Source organism: Sporosarcina sp. P20a (assembly GCF_002743175.1).
In the GTDB taxonomy this organism is placed as follows: domain Bacteria; phylum Bacillota; class Bacilli; order Bacillales_A; family Planococcaceae; genus Sporosarcina.
The window spans coordinates 40,962-56,891 of the sequence record NZ_PDYT01000018.1 but is presented as its reverse complement, the minus strand read 5'-3'; the positions used below and the strand labels follow the sequence as shown (position 1 = coordinate 56,891).

Annotated in this window: 15 protein-coding genes and 1 rRNA gene; 5 read left to right on the top strand and 11 right to left on the bottom strand. The window is 42.2% G+C overall.

Translation table 11 applies throughout. The features are described 5' to 3' along the window. Together CSV72_RS12945 and CSV72_RS12940 are read right to left on the bottom strand one after the other, a co-directional pair. A 16S ribosomal RNA gene (locus tag CSV72_RS12945) occupies positions 1 to 63 on the bottom strand; the annotation flags it as partial. Positions 64 to 339: 276 nt separating this feature from the next. Next, a complete protein-coding gene (locus CSV72_RS12940) occupies positions 340 to 1,242 on the bottom strand; it encodes a DMT family transporter (protein WP_099678686.1) in 903 nt (300 codons plus the stop codon). Positions 1,243 to 1,367: 125 nt separating this feature from the next. Here CSV72_RS12940 and CSV72_RS12935 point away from each other — a divergent pair, with 125 nt between their 5' ends. Beyond that, positions 1,368 to 2,090: an MgtC/SapB family protein gene (locus CSV72_RS12935; RefSeq protein ID WP_099678685.1), complete on the top strand. Its 723-nt coding sequence runs from the start codon at positions 1,368 to 1,370 to the stop codon at positions 2,088 to 2,090. Between the two features lie 108 nt (positions 2,091 to 2,198). Here CSV72_RS12935 and CSV72_RS12930 read toward each other — a convergent pair whose 3' ends face one another. After that, positions 2,199 to 3,362 (bottom strand): iron-containing alcohol dehydrogenase, encoded by a 1,164-nt coding sequence (locus tag CSV72_RS12930; protein ID WP_099678684.1) that lies wholly within the window; start codon positions 3,360 to 3,362, stop codon positions 2,199 to 2,201. Between the two features lie 104 nt (positions 3,363 to 3,466). Between CSV72_RS12930 and CSV72_RS12925 the strand changes: the two genes are divergently transcribed. After that, entirely contained in the window at positions 3,467 to 3,724 is a 258-nt protein-coding gene (locus tag CSV72_RS12925) for a DUF378 domain-containing protein (RefSeq protein ID WP_099661983.1), read from the top strand. Positions 3,725 to 3,765: 41 nt separating this feature from the next. Here CSV72_RS12925 and CSV72_RS12920 read toward each other — a convergent pair whose 3' ends face one another. From CSV72_RS12920 to pruA, 3 genes are all read right to left on the bottom strand, one after another. Further along, positions 3,766 to 5,010, bottom strand: coding sequence for a Glu/Leu/Phe/Val family dehydrogenase (locus CSV72_RS12920; protein WP_099678683.1), 1,245 nt, complete (start codon positions 5,008 to 5,010; stop codon positions 3,766 to 3,768). Positions 5,011 to 5,146: 136 nt separating this feature from the next. Continuing rightward, positions 5,147 to 6,340: an ornithine--oxo-acid transaminase gene (locus CSV72_RS12915; RefSeq protein WP_099678682.1), complete on the bottom strand. Its 1,194-nt coding sequence runs from the start codon at positions 6,338 to 6,340 to the stop codon at positions 5,147 to 5,149. 33 nt (positions 6,341 to 6,373) lie between these two features. Further along, positions 6,374 to 7,918: an L-glutamate gamma-semialdehyde dehydrogenase gene (gene pruA / locus CSV72_RS12910; RefSeq protein WP_099678681.1), complete on the bottom strand. Its 1,545-nt coding sequence runs from the start codon at positions 7,916 to 7,918 to the stop codon at positions 6,374 to 6,376. Positions 7,919 to 8,098: 180 nt separating this feature from the next. On the opposite strand from pruA, the gene CSV72_RS12905 reads away from it, so the two are divergent. Next, positions 8,099 to 9,400 carry a sigma 54-interacting transcriptional regulator gene (locus tag CSV72_RS12905; RefSeq protein ID WP_099678680.1) on the top strand — a complete coding sequence of 434 codons (1,302 nt, stop codon included), beginning with the start codon at positions 8,099 to 8,101 and terminating at the stop codon, positions 9,398 to 9,400. 199 nt (positions 9,401 to 9,599) lie between these two features. Here CSV72_RS12905 and yugI read toward each other — a convergent pair whose 3' ends face one another. The 4 genes from yugI to CSV72_RS12885 form a co-directional block, all read right to left on the bottom strand. Continuing rightward, a complete protein-coding gene (gene yugI / locus CSV72_RS12900) occupies positions 9,600 to 9,974 on the bottom strand; it encodes a S1 domain-containing post-transcriptional regulator GSP13 (RefSeq protein ID WP_029054404.1) in 375 nt (124 codons plus the stop codon). Between the two features lie 117 nt (positions 9,975 to 10,091). Beyond that, a complete protein-coding gene (locus CSV72_RS12895) occupies positions 10,092 to 10,358 on the bottom strand; it encodes a DUF1871 family protein (RefSeq protein WP_099678679.1) in 267 nt (88 codons plus the stop codon). A gap of 114 nt (positions 10,359 to 10,472) precedes the next feature. Then, a complete protein-coding gene (locus CSV72_RS12890) occupies positions 10,473 to 10,694 on the bottom strand; it encodes a hypothetical protein (RefSeq protein ID WP_099678678.1) in 222 nt (73 codons plus the stop codon). Positions 10,695 to 10,723: 29 nt separating this feature from the next. Continuing rightward, on the bottom strand, positions 10,724 to 11,314 hold the full coding sequence (locus CSV72_RS12885; protein WP_099635633.1) for a peptidylprolyl isomerase: 591 nt from the start codon (positions 11,312 to 11,314) through the stop codon (positions 10,724 to 10,726). A gap of 687 nt (positions 11,315 to 12,001) precedes the next feature. On the opposite strand from CSV72_RS12885, the gene CSV72_RS12880 reads away from it, so the two are divergent. Continuing rightward, positions 12,002 to 13,243 carry an MFS transporter gene (locus tag CSV72_RS12880; protein ID WP_099678677.1) on the top strand — a complete coding sequence of 414 codons (1,242 nt, stop codon included), beginning with the start codon at positions 12,002 to 12,004 and terminating at the stop codon, positions 13,241 to 13,243. A 121-nt stretch (positions 13,244 to 13,364) separates the two neighbouring features. Then, the gene (locus CSV72_RS12875; RefSeq protein WP_233191282.1) at positions 13,365 to 15,218 is read left to right on the top strand and encodes a transglycosylase domain-containing protein; all 1,854 of its coding nucleotides are present in this window, start codon (positions 13,365 to 13,367) and stop codon (positions 15,216 to 15,218) included. A gap of 46 nt (positions 15,219 to 15,264) precedes the next feature. Here the strand turns inward: CSV72_RS12875 and CSV72_RS12870 are convergent, their stop codons facing one another. Beyond that, positions 15,265 to 15,837, bottom strand: coding sequence for a DUF5366 family protein (locus CSV72_RS12870; protein ID WP_099678676.1), 573 nt, complete (start codon positions 15,835 to 15,837; stop codon positions 15,265 to 15,267). Between the last annotated feature and the right edge of the window lie 93 nt (positions 15,838 to 15,930).

Genomic DNA, 15,930 nt, shown 5'->3' with positions numbered 1-15,930 from the left:
GACTTGCATGTATTAGGCATGCCGCCAGCGTTCGTCCTGAGCCAGGATCAAACTCTCCATAAGAGAAATTCGATTAGCTCGAGTTTCATTTGCTGGCATCAATTAAGATACTCATTTTGTTTGTGTCACCGTTAGGTGCACAAACTGTATTTCGTTAACGTTTTGCTGTTCAGTTTTCAAGGTTCGTGTTTGTCAGTCGTATAAAAGCGACTTCTCTATATTACACTCGGTGGCTATCAAAGTCAACAACTTTTTAAAAGAAGTTTTTTCTTTGTTTTCGTTGTTCTCGATTACGTCCGAAGCGACAAGAACTAATATACAATAGATCGTATAGAGAAATCAAGTGTTTTTCGTAAATAGTTTTTTATTTATTGCTTTTACATCAATGACAAACAGCAAAACCCCTGCCAGGACAACGATTGCGCCTCCTAATTGAAGAGAAGTTATTTTTTCGTGCAACACGAAATATGCGGCTATGGAAGCGAGTACCGGTTCAAACAAGATGGCGATCGACACAACATTTGTGCTCACCCATTTGACTGCCCAGTTAAATAACGTATGTCCCAATAGATTTGGCAAGATCGCCAGAGCTAAAAACCATCCCCAATCCGCTGTGGGATATCCGAAGAAAGGCTCTTGCGTGATAAGTATATAGAAAAAGAGAGTTACCGAACTTATAGAATACACAAGAAAAGTGTACGTCACGAGTGATATTCTTTTGCGTACATTCTGGCCTATTAATAAATATGCTGTAACGAATGCACAAGCGAGCAATGCAAGTAAATCCCCAAATAATGCAGCCCCGCTTACTTGAAAATCCCCCCAACTAATAATGAAGCTCCCTGTTAATGCAATGATAACAGCAGTCAACATTTTGCCTGTGATGATTTCTTTAAAGAACAATGCTGTTCCGGCTAATGCAAATATTGGTTGTAGTGTCACTAACACGGTCGAGCTAGCGACCGAAGTGTAGTTGAGCGATTCAAACCACAGTATAAAATGGATGGCAAGAAATATTCCTGAACTTGCGGTAAACAGCCAATCCCTTTTTGTTAATGAAGTAAGTTCGCTACGATAGGAATTTAAAAACAACGGAAGCATAATGACGGCTGAAAAGAACATACGATAAAAGGCGATGACTCCTGCATCGGCAGTAGCCATCTTTACAAAGATTGCAGACAATCCAACAGTGAGGACACCAATCGCAATCGGTACGTAGGGATGAATTGACGGTTTATTCAAAATACCACTTCTCTTTCTATCTCTCTTCCCATTACAATAGAAGAAGAGGCCAATACAAGTCGATTGCCGTATAAAAGAGAGTATATAGGTAATCTTCCTATTTTGTAAGTAAAGGAGGATGATTTATGTTCACATTACTTGCCGATTCATTTAATGGAGAAGCATTAATTAAAATAAGTATTGCCCTCGTACTTAGTATCATTATTGGTGTAGAGCGAGAAATCAAGAAAAAGCCTATTGGTCTGAAAACAAGCGCAGTCATTGCCACCTTCAGTTGTCTGTTGACAATTATCTCAATGGAAGCAGCTTACTTAGTCCCCTCTCGCAATGATATCAATATTACAATGGACCCTTTGCGGCTATCCGCACAAATCGTCAGCGGTATCGGTTTCCTTGGCGCTGGGGCTATATTGCGCAGAGATAATGATAATATTACGGGGCTTACTACGGCCGCGATGATTTGGGGTGCAGCGGGTATTGGCATCGCCGTAGGTGCAGGTTTCTACATCGAAGCATTTTTCACCGTAGTTAGCGTCATGATTGTTATTGAGCTAATAGCGCCTTTATTGGGCAAGTTCGGTCCTAAACGATTGCGTACTAAAGAAGCGAATTGTACGATTATCATTACTCAAAAGTCTAAAATTGACGATCTCGTAAAGTACTTGAAAGAAGAGCATATGGAAATTGACCATATGCGTATCAGACAATTCCAGACATTAGAACATCAATACCATCACGAATTGCAATTCAAACTTATGGCACATCCAAAAAAATCTACCTCTTCACTCTATATTGAACTCACTACACTTTCCTATGTAGAATCGGTGGAACTCGTAATTTATCCATAAAAAAAACGCCAAGTCCACGTGACCTGACGTTATAAACTGAAAGCAAACCCGCTCGCAGGCTTTGCTTTCAGTCTTTTTATTTATTCAATTTACATATAACTAAAGAAATCACAAGCTAGCTTTCAATAAAGATAGCACTTCATCCTCAGATAGCTTAGCAAACCCACCGACCGGACCATTCACAGCTGCTTTTTCTGCCATTAACTCTAATTTAGAGTCATCAATATCATAATCCGCCAGCGTGACGGGCGCGCCAATCTTGTTCCAATAAGCACTCAAACGGTCGATTCCTTCCATTGCAATCTCTTCATCCGTCTTATCAGCTGGATCTACTCCGAATACATTAACGGCCAACTGCACAAAGCGTTGTGGGTTTTTCGGGAATGTCTGCTTCATCCAGTGCGGGAATAAAATTGCTAAACCGCCAGCGTGAGGAATATCGTAGACAGCGGATACCGCGTGTTCGATATTATGCGTGCCCCAGTCCCCTCTTGTGCCCATCGATAGGAAACCGTTTAATCCCCAAACACCTGCAAACATCATGGATTCGCGAAGCTCTATGTTCTCAGGATCTTTCACGAGTCGCTCCCCAGTTTTCATAACGGAACGTAATGCCGCTTCACATATTTCATCCTGGAACGAAGCATTGTTTGCCGTATGGAAATATTGCTCGAAAATATGGGACATCGTATCAACAATACCGTTCACTGTTTGATCAAGCGGCACGGACAATGTGTATTTAGGATCCAATATGGAGAACTTCGGATAGTTTAACGGTCCACCCCAGCCATATTTCTCTTGTGTTTCTTCATTCGTAATAACAGAACCTGCATTCATTTCCGAACTAGTCGCAGTGATCGTCAGCACTGTACCAAATGGAAGTGCCTCTTTAGGTGTTGCTTTACCTGTTACGAAATCCCATGGATCACCGTCGTATTTCGCTGCGGAAGCAATCAGTTTAGTACAGTCAATCACAGATCCTCCGCCAGCAGCGAGAATCACATCGATATTATGCTCTTTACAAAGCTCCGCGCCTCTTTTGGCTGTCGACAGTCGTGGGTTCGGTTCAACACCCGGCATGTCTACTACTTCAAAATCATTGTCGTTCAACAATTTTGTTATTTCATCATACAGGCCGTTGCGCTTAATACTACCGCCACCATATACTAGCAATACCTTTTTCCCGTATGCTTCAAGTTCTTTAGGTAAATGCTGCAGTTGATCTGTACCGAAAATTAATTTCGTCGGATTGTTGAAAATGAAATTATCCAAATCGTACGCCTCCTTCATCTTACTCTCTATTATGAAAAAGATGTATTTACGATGCAAGTATAGTGTTCTAAAAACAGGATATACTTTTTGTAGGAGGAGATAAAATGGAAACTTTACAAAAAGTTACGTTAGCGATCGCGCTTATCGGTGCATTAAACTGGGGAGTTGTCGGGATTTTCCGTTTCGATGTCATTGCCCAACTGACAGAAGGCGCCTATCAGCCACTAGCACGCTTTCTTTATATCGTCATCGGTTTGTCTGGTCTCGTGGCGTTACAAGTACTCTTTACGTATTGGCGCAGGGAAGAGGAGCCGAAATCAACAGAAGAAATTCGATCCGCTTCATCTATCGAACAAATATAAAAGGCATCTCCTCACACTCGAGGAGATGCCTTTTATTATTATTATACCCAGCCACGGAAACGGCTTGCTTCCGCTGTTTTACGTACACCAACCATATATGCTGCTAAACGCATATCGATATTACGTGTAGCCGCTACGTTATACACATTTTCAAATGCCAGAACCATCTTCGCTGTCATTTTTTCACGCACTTCTTCTTCAGACCAGTAATACCCCATATTATTCTGAACCCATTCGAAATACGATACAGTTACGCCACCAGCACTAGCCAATACGTCAGGCACTAGTAGAATACCGCGATCTGTTAGGATTTTTGTAGCTTCCGAAGTAGTTGGACCGTTAGCTGCTTCCACTACGATGTTCGCTTTAATATTATGGGCATTTTTTTCAGTGATCTGATTTTCGATAGCAGCTGGAACTAGAATATCACATTCCATTTCGAGAAGTTCCGCGTTTGTTAGCGTATTGTCGAATAGTGTAGTAACTGTTCCGAAACTGTCACGACGATCTAGTAGATAGTCGATATCTAAACCATCAGGGTCATACAATGCACCGTATGCATCGGAAATCCCGATTACTTTCGCACCTGAATCATGTAAAAACTTAGATAGGAAGCTACCCGCGTTACCGAATCCTTGAATGATTACGCGTGCACCCTTCATATCAATATTACGACGTTTCGCCGCTTCATTAATAATTATCGTTACACCCTCAGCTGTTGCGCGCTCGCGGCCGTGTGAACCACCAAGTACAACTGGCTTGCCTGTAATGAAACCAGGTGAGTTGAATTCATCTATTTTACTATATTCATCCATCATCCATGCCATGATTTGTGAATTTGTAAAGACGTCCGGTGCAGGAATATCCTTTGCAGGTCCCATTACTTGACTAAGTGCACGCACATAGCCACGGCTCAAACGTTCTAATTCACCCATCGACATTTCTCGCGGATCGCATATGATACCGCCTTTAGCACCGCCATATGGCAAGTCTACAATTCCTGCTTTAAGTGTCATCCACATAGAAAGCGCCTTCACTTCATCTGCACTTACGTTAGGATGGAAACGAATTCCACCTTTTGTGGGTCCAACTGCATCATTGTGTTGTCCGCGGTATCCTGTAAATACTTTTACTTTTCCATCGTCCATACGGATAGGAATACGCACTTCTACCATAAGAAGTGGTTCTTTCAATAGTTCATACATTCCTTCATCATAGCCTAGCTTTTCAAGTGCTTCTTTTATAACAACTTGTGTAGACGTAAATAGATTCAGGTTTTCTGTCATTGTATGGCTCGCCTCTTTGTTTGTTATTGTCTTTCACGGACACATTATAACATGAGCATTGTCAAACATCCACACATCGATTCAAATCTTTTCCGAATTTTTTCGTTTAATAAAAAGCTTGGCGGCAAGGTATTACTTACTTGTTAAAAACTGTGCGAATCTTATCCAATGCCCAGTCTAACTCCTCTTTCGTGATGATCAACGGTGGAGCGAAACGGATCACGGTATCATGTGTTTCTTTACATAATAAACCAAGGTCTTTTAGTTCTTCGCAATACGGACGTGCTTCTTCTGTCAATTCCATTCCAATAAACAATCCGCGTCCACGCACTTCCTTTATTGCAGGATGCGTCAGTTTCTTCAACTCATCCATGAAATAGTTTCCTAATTCTTTGGATTGCTTCGCAAGCTCCTCATCTTCCAACACCTCAAGTGCCGCTATGGATACTGCGCATGCCATTGGATTTCCACCAAATGTAGATCCGTGAGATCCTGGATTGAATACGCCTAGGATGTCATCATTCGCAAGTACACAGGAAATTGGGAATACTCCACCACCAAGTGCTTTACCGAGGATATACATATCCGGTGTGACACCGTCATATTGACATGCAAACATTTCTCCTGTTCGACAGAGTCCTGCTTGAATTTCATCAGCAATAAAGAGAATGTTTTCTTTTTTACATAGTTCGGATGCTTTCTTCATGAATCCTTCTGGAGGAATGATGATTCCAGCTTCACCTTGGATCGGTTCAATCAGGAATGCAGCAGTATTGGAAGTAATAGCCGCTTTCAATGCATTGATATCCCCGTACTCAACTAATTTGATGCCAGGTAGCAATGGACCGAATCCTTTTTTATATTCAGCATCGGATGACAATGAAACCGCACCCAGTGTACGGCCGTGGAAGTTTCCTACACATGCAATGATTTCTGCTTGATTGCCCGCTACACCTTTCACATCATACGCCCAGCGTCTCGCTGCTTTTAAAGCAGTCTCCACTGCCTCCGCGCCAGTATTCATCGGTAATACCATATTTTTACCTGAAAGCTCTGCCATCTTTTCATACCACGGACCCAATTGATCATTATGGAATGCACGTGACGTTAACGTGACACGATCCGCTTGATCCTTCAGCGCTTGAATGATTTTCGGATGGCGGTGTCCTTGGTTGAGTGCCGAGTAGGCAGCCAACATATCCATATATTTATTGCCTTCAGGATCTGTTACCCAGACACCTTCCGCTTCAGAAATTACAATCGGTAGCGGATTATAGTTATTCGCACCGTATTTTTTTGTTTTTTCAATAACATTCGTTGTTTTCGTCATATCCATTCACTCCTTCAAATTCACTTCAACAATTTACAGCATCTCTGAAGTAGTTTTTCCTTGCATATGCAACTGCAAGTAATCAGGTCCGCCAGCTTTTGAATCCGTACCGGACATATTGAAACCGCCAAATGGCTGGTATCCAACAATAGCGCCTGTACAACCTCTATTGAAATACAGATTTCCTACATGGAAGTCTTCACGAGCTTGTTCAATATGGTGACGGTTCTTTGTGATGACCGCACCTGTTAGGCCGTAGTCTGTATCGTTCGCAAATTTAATCGCTTCTGTAAATGATGAAGCTTTTGAAAGCGCCACAACCGGACCGAAGATTTCTTCTTGAGAAATACGTGCATTTGGATCTACGTCTGCGAATACAGTTGGCGCTATGAAATAACCTTTTGAATCGTCGCCAGTTCCACCTGCAATAAGACGTCCCTCTTGCTTGCCGATTTCAATATAATCCATGATTTTATCAAATGCAGCCTGATCAATAACTGGACCGGCTGTGTTCATTCCATCCATTGGATCGCCCCAGTTGTATGTCTTCGTGATTTCTTCTACACGCTTTACTACTTCATCGTAGACATCTTCATGAATGATGGCACGAGAACACGCTGAACACTTTTGGCCACTGAATCCAAATGATGAGGAAACGATCGATTGCGCAGCCAATTCCAAATCTGCTTCATTATCGACAACAATTGTATCTTTACCGCCCATTTCTGCAATTACACGTTTCAGCCAAATTTGACCGTCATGTACTTTTGCCGCGCGTTCAAAAATACGTGTACCTACTTCACGTGAACCTGTGAATGAAACGAAACGAGTATCTTTATGGTCAACCAAGTAGTCACCTATCTCAGAACCTGATCCTGGGATGAAGTTGACGACACCTGTTGGCATGCCTGCCTCTTCAAGCACTTCGATAAACTTATACGCAACAACTGTTGCTGTAGATGCCGGTTTCAACAGCACTGTATTTCCTGTTACAAGTGCACCTACCGTTGTTCCCGCCATGATCGCAAACGCAAAGTTCCATGGCGAAATAACTACACCTACACCAAGCGGTACATAATCGAATCGGTTATACTCACCAGGTCTGCTCTCCACATGCATACCCTCTTTTAGTGTAAGCATCTGACGTGCGTAATATTCCATAAAGTCGATACCTTCAGCGACATCTGCATCCGCTTCATTCCAAGGCTTCCCTGCTTCTTTCGTAAGCAATGCAGAAAACTCAAACTTGCGGCGCCTAACGATGGCAGCTGCCTTAAATAACACATCAGCACGAAATTCCGGCTTGACTTTTCTCCAAGTTTCGAATGTATCTTTCGCAGTACTCATCGCTTGCTCTGCTAAATCACGACTAGCTTGCGAGACATTACCGATAATCTCTTTTTTATCAGAAGGGTTAGTGGATGCTAACTTCTTATCTGTCATTATGCGTTCACCGCCGATAATTAGCGGATAGTCTTGCCCAATATAGCTTTCTACGACTTTAAAGCCTTCTTCATATGCTTTTCTGTTTTCTTTAACTGTAAAATCTGTGAATGGTTCATGTTTGTATGGAATCATTTGGAATCAAGTCCTCCTTTATAGTTAGAGCGCAAAATATATTTGCGTTTGATAGCGTTTACATTTATAATGATGCGAGAAATCATTGCACATTGCAAGCATTTTGTTGTAATTATTTTTAAATTCTACTAACTTAGCAACTGAAATTCGATACGTACTTATGTTAGGAAGGTGATTCAAATGTATACACACGAAAATTTATTGAATAGATGCAATCAGTTTGCAGTGGATCATGCAAATATCGGTATACACGCTGTCGATCATTCAGGACGAACCATTGTCTATAATCGCAAAATGAAGGAAATCGAAGGATTGAATCTTGAAGATGTAAAAGACCATTCTATTTTGGAGCTATTTAACTTTGATAAAAATGAGAGTACGTTATTGAAAGTATTGCAAAGTGGAGAACCCCAATTGCGTGTTAAGCAAAGATACTGGAATACCAATAAAGTAGAAATCACAACGATGAACGACACCTACCCTATTTATGAACAGCAGGAATTGATCGGGGCAATTGAGTTCGCCCAAGATATTACGGCATTGGAAAAATTCGTTTTGCAACCACTGCGTAAAAATCGCGGACCGATTACATTCAATCAACTCACCGCTCATTCATCCGCCATGAAGTCGGTCATTTCCACTGCTGAAAAAGCAGCAGCGGCCGGCTTGCCAGTTTTATTAATTGGGGAAACGGGAGTAGGAAAGGATAATCTTGCCGAAGCGATTCACTATGGGTCTGCAGAAAACGAGCGAATTTTTCACACATTCCATTGTCTCCATGCTGATACAGAGATCATCCAGCAACTCGAAGAAACTTTACAACAGCAACCGCCTATGACGTTATTTTGCGAACGAATCGACGGTTTATCCATTTCTTTGCAACAAGCACTGCTATACGTCTTGCAGAAAACACCCGCCCATCAATTCATTGCGAGTATCGGGGATGACCCTGTCGAACTTATCGCTTCTGGAACATTGCTAAAGGAACTCTATTACTTTTTCGCGTCCTTCGCCATCAGGATCCCTCCCCTTCGGAAGCGTCCAGAAGATATTATCCCTTTCGCTGAATCGTATTTACAGATTAGAATAGAGTCGCTAGGGACGGGATTGACGAAAATCGATGACAAAGTGAGAGAATTACTTCATGCATACGGCTGGCCTGGGAATTTGCGAGAGCTCGAACTACTTCTCGATGAGGTTTCATCTATGCGTACAACAGAAGATACGCTAACTTTTGATATGTTGCCTTTGCAATTTAAGATGAAGGTGGAGTCCATCGCGAATGACGCTTCAAAACCAAAGGACTTTATCGTACAGAGCGATTCAAAGCTGTTGCCTTTTGATCAATATATACGAGAAGCCGAAAGGTATTATCTTCAAAAAGCTATGAAGCTGCATGATCACAATATTACGAAAACCGCCAACTCTCTTGGCATGAGTAGACAGAACTTACAGTACCGGTTGAGGAAGATGAAGGAATAGGTACATGGTAAAGCACTGTTGATCTACTGATAGTTGCCATCCATTCAACGTTTCAGCTTTTAAAAACTATGACGAAACCTAGAAGTACAACCAAAAAGCAATCTGCCAATACCTTAGAGATTCCACGACAGTTTGTCTATTTAAAAAGCAAAAAAGGACTGTCACAGAAGTTATAACCACTTCTACGACAGTCCTTTTATTAACGTCCGGATTGTTCAATCCAGCCCTGTAGTTTATCTTTCAGTGAATTAAAGCCATCTGCATCCTGCTGATCTACACGTTCTTGCAATGATTGACGTGAACGGGAGTGATTCAGGTAAGAACTTGGTGGCTCTTGTAATGCACGGATCGATAAGCTGATTTTACTAGCTCCTTCATCCACATCCAATACTTTGACGTGAACTTCTTGCCCAACTTCCAAAAATTCATGAATGTCTTTAACGAATCCATACGTGATTTCAGAGATGTGCACTAAACCTTGCGTTGAAGCATCCAGCGCCACAAACGCACCGTACGGCTGTATTCCGGTAACTTTTCCGGTCAGCTCATCTCCTACTGCAAATTTGTGAGACATGCAAAACAGCTCCCAATCTAAAGTAGTATCTAGTCTGCCACTAAGGCCGCTTCATAGTATACCATATTTCAAAGTTTTGAACAAAAAAGAGCCATCCGAATAGATGGCGTGAAGCATTTAATATTGAACGATTGATTTAGCTTCATATTTAACAGCAATCAGTTTATAGGATATGTCCATACAGTTCTCTAGAGGTATCCAAATTTCATGGGTGTGCTCATAGACATCACGAATATATTTAGCCAAGTCTGCTGGATGATCTACATGTTGAAGCTTCGTCACGATTTCAGCGATTTCCGCACCATCTGCATATTCCCCTTCTTGGAATGGATCCCATTGTTTAAGAAGTGAGACTGCTTTTTTATTCATTTCAATGGTTTGCATGATTCTTCACCTGATTTGTATTTTCTTTTAATGATAGCACAACAGGTAGTAAGAAAACAGTTAGAGATATTTTGACAGTTTACGAGGCCGATGAATTAAAAAAGAACATCCCGATCAATCGATGGGATGTCCTGGATTTTTATGTTGTTGTCGCTCTTTTAAAATACGTTGTTCCAGCTCTTTCGTTTCTTCTTCCTGCCGTTTAGACTTCTTAATAATCCAACGAAATACGAACAGCATTAGCGTCATGAAGATGACGAAAGAGATTGCTGCTGGGATGTATTCTGATTTATCTTCAGGAAAATAAAGAAACGGCATCAATAGAACGAAGTCCATGCTAGTTTCCCCCTACGAATCAAATCCGATTACTTTTGGATAATCTCGATTGATTCAATTTTAATCTCTTCTTTAGGCTTGTTATCACGGTTAGCTTTTGCATTCGCAATTTTGTCCACAACGTCCATTCCTTCTAGTACTTGACCGAATACAGAGTGCTTCTGATCCAAGTGTGGTGTTCCACCGTTTGCTTCATATGCATCTGCAATTTCTTCAGGCCATCCACCTTTTTTCAATTGTGACGCTGAAGCGCCAGCAAGTGAAGATGCTTGTACGATGAAGAATTGGCTACCGTTTGTATTCGGTCCAGCATTTGCCATAGAAAGTGCACCACGTAAGTTGAATAGATCCATTGTAAACTCATCTTGGAATGTGTTGCCGTAGATACTCTCTCCGCCCATTCCTGTTCCTGTTGGATCTCCACCTTGAATCATGAATTCAGGTATAACGCGGTGGAAAATAATCCCGTCGTAATAACCGTTTTCTGCGTGAGTCAAGAAGTTTTCTACTGTTTTTGGAACCTGCTCTTTAAAAAGCTTAATTTTGATTGGCCCCATTGTTGTGTTCATCGTTACTAGTGCTTCGTTTTCTGCTACTTCAGTCGATAGTTGTGGATACATGATATTCCTCCTCAGATTTGCGTGCATATTCATTTTGATGCGTGTTTTGTATATGAAAACAGTCTATCATATATGATAGCAAAATTCGATAATTGTAACTGTGACAGTTAGTTGACAATGTTTATTGTGCTGAGAAAAAGCGCAATATGAGGAGAGGACAACGTTCATCTACTATTTGCGGGAGACGCAGTTGCGAGTTCGCTCATTCATTCGTTTGAGCGCTCATTAATTCGTAGAAGCGCTCATAGTTCATGCGTAGCCGCCCTATGGCAAGGGATAACCGCTCTATCATGGTCCGTACCCGCTCATACTTACGGGTTATGCGATCTATCATGCCGCATAACCGCTCATTGCCTCCAGCTCTAGTGGGCAATTGCTGCGGCGCTCATTAATTCGTATAAGCGCTCATAGTTCTCGCGTAGCCGCTCTATGGCGAGGGATAACCGCTCTATCACCGTCCGTACCCGCTCATACTTACGAGTTATGCGATCACTCATGACGCTCAAACGCTCATAACCCTCCGCGTTTCCTCTGCTCTTGAATCTCAAAAGCCAATATACGTCCTTCAATGGCAGCGGAACACCAAAATCCACTCCACACCAGGTGTAGGCACTATGTTTCCTTCGACTGCCGAATTGTTTTATACTATGTACCATCTAAGCATTACAGGAGGAAGGCGGTTCAACGTTGAGTCGACATAAGAAAAATTTCATTATCATCTGGGTCACGAACTTTCTTGTAGCAGGGACGATGACGATGATTATGCCGTTCCTGTCGTTATATATTGAAACGTTTGGGGATTATTCTGATGCATACGTCCAGAAATGGGCAGGATTAATATTCGGTGCCACATTTATTACTGCGCTGATTATGTCTCCTATTTGGGGACGTTTTGCAGATCGTTTTGGCTTTAAGCCCATATTGCTAATTAATGGTTTGGGGATTACGATTTCAGTCTTTTTGATGGGCTTTGTGAATTCCGTAGAAACCTTTTTTGTCTTAAGACTTCTGATGGGTCTAGTTACAGGCTTTTTACCGACCTCATTAGCTTTCATTTCATCTCAAACGCCTCGTGAGGAAGCAGGTAAGATGCTTGGAACGCTGCAAATGGGCGGTGTTGCGGGTATGTTATTTGGACCTGTTCTTGGTGGTCTGATGGCTGATACGTTCGGTTTTGAGTATGCTTTCATCATCACGTCCGTTTCCGTACTGATTGCGACGCTACTTGTGCTATTTGGGATTAAAGAAGAAGCGCGTGTGAAAGTGCGCAAAGTAGCGAAGTATTCTCGAAAAGTCATTTTGGGCGGATTATTCAAACACCGTCTGATGTTCAACGTTATGGTCGTCACGACGTTAATCCAAGTCGGGAATTTCAGCATTCAGCCTTTGCTGTCACTTTACGTAGCGGATTTGACTCACGCTGCAACGAATGTAGCGTTCCTTGCAGGGTTGACGTTCAGTGCTACAGGACTCGGTAATTTACTATTTGCCAGGTACTGGGGGAAGGTTGGCGACGATGTCGGGTATGAAAAAATTCTTGGATTACTGCTGGTCATGTCGTTCGTCTTCATTATCCCGCAAGCGTTCGTTACGGAACTTTGGCAACTGGTCTTGTTGCGGTTCTTATTTGGTATCTCGACAGGTGGTATGATTCCACTGACGACAGCACTTGTCCGCCGAGAAGCGCCACTGGAAGTTCAAGGCGAAGTAATGGGTTACAACACGAGTTTCCGCTTCCTTGGTAATATCATCGGGCCAATGTTCGGTGGTATTGTCAGTGGATATATCGGGATTCCTGCAGTATTCATTGTGACGGGTGCATTGTTCATAGTCGGTTATTTGTTCTTATCCAGAGCAGTACGACGACCTACACAGGATTTCGAACACTTCTTGGAAGACCGGCAAGTTGAAGCAGATGAACACACATAATTTTAGCCCCGCAAACCGTTAATCGGTTGCGGGGCTTTTTATGTCCTATGATTCAGGCGGCACTTGTCGGTATATGTTATATTTTTCTATAGCTATGCGAATGTACAGGGAGGCTAGTAAGTTGAAACAAACGATTGGATTAGTGATCACGCTTGCTTGCGTTCCGCTATTATTATTTATCCAAAATCAAATCCACGAAGAAACCACTCAGGCGAAAACATTGCATGCTTCTATTCGTGATGCAGTGCAGTTGGACGTGCCAGCTATGATCTCCCCTATTCAAATGAAAGACCGAAACGGGACTTTATTTGCGGAAGAATATACTGAATGGCGACAGCCGATTAATTTGCAAGATATGACGTTTTTCACGCGGCAGTTGTTTTTAAAAAGTGAAGATCGGACATTTTATGAGCACCGGGGCTATGATATCGCGGCAATCATTCGAGCTTTCACGATCAACGCAGCGGCAGACGCTAAACAGCAAGGTGCTTCGACCATTACACAGCAAGTCGTGCGGATGCGCTATTTATCGACTGAGAAAACGTATGAACGAAAGTTTAAAGAACTCTTCTTTGCAGCAGAATTGGAGAAGCAATCGACAAAAGATGAAATTCTGGAAATGTATTTGAATGAAATGTATTTCGGCAATCAAGTGTACGGAATCGGCGGCGCGGCAAGCTATTACTTCAGTCGTCCTCTCGAAAAATTGCATGAGGCAGAAATCGCATTTTTGGCAGCCATTCCAAACAATCCATCACTTTATAATCCAATCAAGCATTTCGATCAAACAAAAGAACGGCAACTACGACTTCTTCAAGTTATGCGCGACCAGCAAGTTATTACAGAAGAACAATTTGAAGAATACAGTACATTGCCTATTCAATTGAACGTCAAGAAAAAAGAGCAGTTTTATCCAATGTACAGCTCATACGTATTAGAAGAATTGAAAGACCTCATCGCGCAGACGGAAGGGCTTGATGTGTCGATGAGTAAAGCGAAAACACCAGAAGAACGTCAACGCTGGCAAAATGAAATCAATCGTCGTACGCGCGAAGTGATCAGTAAAGGCGTGACAATCGATACGGCACTTGATCCAAGCAAGCAACAGCATGATGAAAATCGATTGAATGCACTTATTGGAACAGGCGGTGTGCAGGCTGGAGCTGCTGTGATCGACAATGACATGCGTGAGATCATCAGTCTATATGCAGGTTCAGGCTATAAAAAAACCGACTTCCATCGTGCTTATCAAGCGGTTCGACAACCTGGTTCAGCAATCAAGCCATTGCTTGTCTATGCACCGTTTTTCGAAAGTGGTCCGTATCATGCGGATACTCCTGTCAACAGTAGTGATATTTGTATTGGGGGGTATTGTCCGAAAAACTTCGGCAACTATCAGTTTGGTACGACTACAGTACGGGAAGCATTCCGGAATAGTTATAATTCGACGGCGGTACGTTTATTGCAACGAGTAGGGATTGACGAAGCTTTCTCACATTTAGCACCTTTTCATTTCCAACACATCGTAGCGGCTGATCGTTCTTATCCAGCAGCGCTCGGTGGATTTTCTAAAGGTATAACACCGCTTGAGCTTGCCCGGGCGACTACAAGCTTTATCGATGGGACGTACTTGACGCCTCACGCGATTCGCTCGGTAAAGAATAGTAAAGGCGAAGTATTGTATAAATGGAAGGATACGTCAAAAGCCGTTTGGTCCCCTTCTACAGTCAACAGTATTCGGTCGTTGATGAAAGAAGTGGTCGTCAACGGTTCAGGTGAAGGAATTTCTTATACCACCCGCTATACTGGGGCGAAAACAGGAACGACCGACGCGTTTAAAGACTTGTGGACTATTGGTATGAATGATCGTTATACGTCAGCTGTTTGGATCGGATATGACAGACCGACACCCATCCCACGTCTGCGTGACCAAAAAATTCACCTGCGTGCATTTTCCTCGACGATGCGACCATAAAAGCCTTGCAAGGTCCGTTTACTTCGGATCTGCAAGGCTTTTCATTTTATTTCACTGGATTAGCTAACGGAATACTGGCGAGCAGCCCGTTGTATAGACGGAAAATGATATACACCAGTCCCGCCACCAAGACACTCCAGATAATAATTTGGAAGAAAATCAAACCTACCGTGTGTGTCAGTGGCATGAATGGACTTAACTTGTAGACTACATAAACAAAGTAGACGAATGAAGTGATGAGGAAGATCAATGCAAGCATCTTCCACGATTGAATACCGATTACCGAAACGATGGCACCGATAAAATAAATGACGACACCTGATTTTGAAGCGCTATACGATGCATCGGCTTCTTCTTTCAGGAAAAATAATAAGGCCGTTTCGTGAATGGTGACAGCAATCAGTTTTAAAGCGGCAAATAGCATGAAGAATACTAAAGAATACATTGTCAGCAAAAAGATACGTAATTGAAGATCTGATAAGAACTCCCTCATGCCTTGATGGAGACCGATTTCTTTAAAGAGAATCAGTGTCTCCCCTACACTGTAGACGCCAAAGGTCAAACTGAATAATAGCACGGTGACAAATGGTAAATAACTGAACAAATATGGATTTTTCATAATACCTCCGAAAAATAATTTTTCACCCTTCTAATAATATAAGAAGGAAGTCGAATAAAGCAATAATCGGTCAACTGTCGTCTATGCAATTTG

Bases quoted from the DNA above. Each gene is read 5' to 3' on its own strand.
- CSV72_RS12935 (WP_099678685.1), top strand. From the start codon at position 1,368: ATGTTCACATTACTTGCCGATTCATTTAATGGAGAAGCATTAATTAAA.
- CSV72_RS12925 (WP_099661983.1), top strand. From the start codon at position 3,467: ATGGAAACTTTACAAAAAGTTACGTTAGCGATCGCGCTTATCGGTGCA.
- CSV72_RS12920 (WP_099678683.1), bottom strand. From the start codon at position 5,010: ATGACAGAAAACCTGAATCTATTTACGTCTACACAAGTTGTTATAAAA.
- CSV72_RS12915 (WP_099678682.1), bottom strand. From the start codon at position 6,340: ATGACGAAAACAACGAATGTTATTGAAAAAACAAAAAAATACGGTGCG.
- pruA (WP_099678681.1), bottom strand. From the start codon at position 7,918: ATGATTCCATACAAACATGAACCATTCACAGATTTTACAGTTAAAGAA.
- CSV72_RS12905 (WP_099678680.1), top strand. From the start codon at position 8,099: ATGTATACACACGAAAATTTATTGAATAGATGCAATCAGTTTGCAGTG.
- yugI (WP_029054404.1), bottom strand. From the start codon at position 9,974: ATGTCTCACAAATTTGCAGTAGGAGATGAGCTGACCGGAAAAGTTACC.
- CSV72_RS12895 (WP_099678679.1), bottom strand. From the start codon at position 10,358: ATGCAAACCATTGAAATGAATAAAAAAGCAGTCTCACTTCTTAAACAA.
- CSV72_RS12890 (WP_099678678.1), bottom strand. From the start codon at position 10,694: ATGGACTTCGTTCTATTGATGCCGTTTCTTTATTTTCCTGAAGATAAA.
- CSV72_RS12885 (WP_099635633.1), bottom strand. From the start codon at position 11,314: ATGTATCCACAACTATCGACTGAAGTAGCAGAAAACGAAGCACTAGTA.
- CSV72_RS12870 (WP_099678676.1), bottom strand. From the start codon at position 15,837: ATGAAAAATCCATATTTGTTCAGTTATTTACCATTTGTCACCGTGCTA.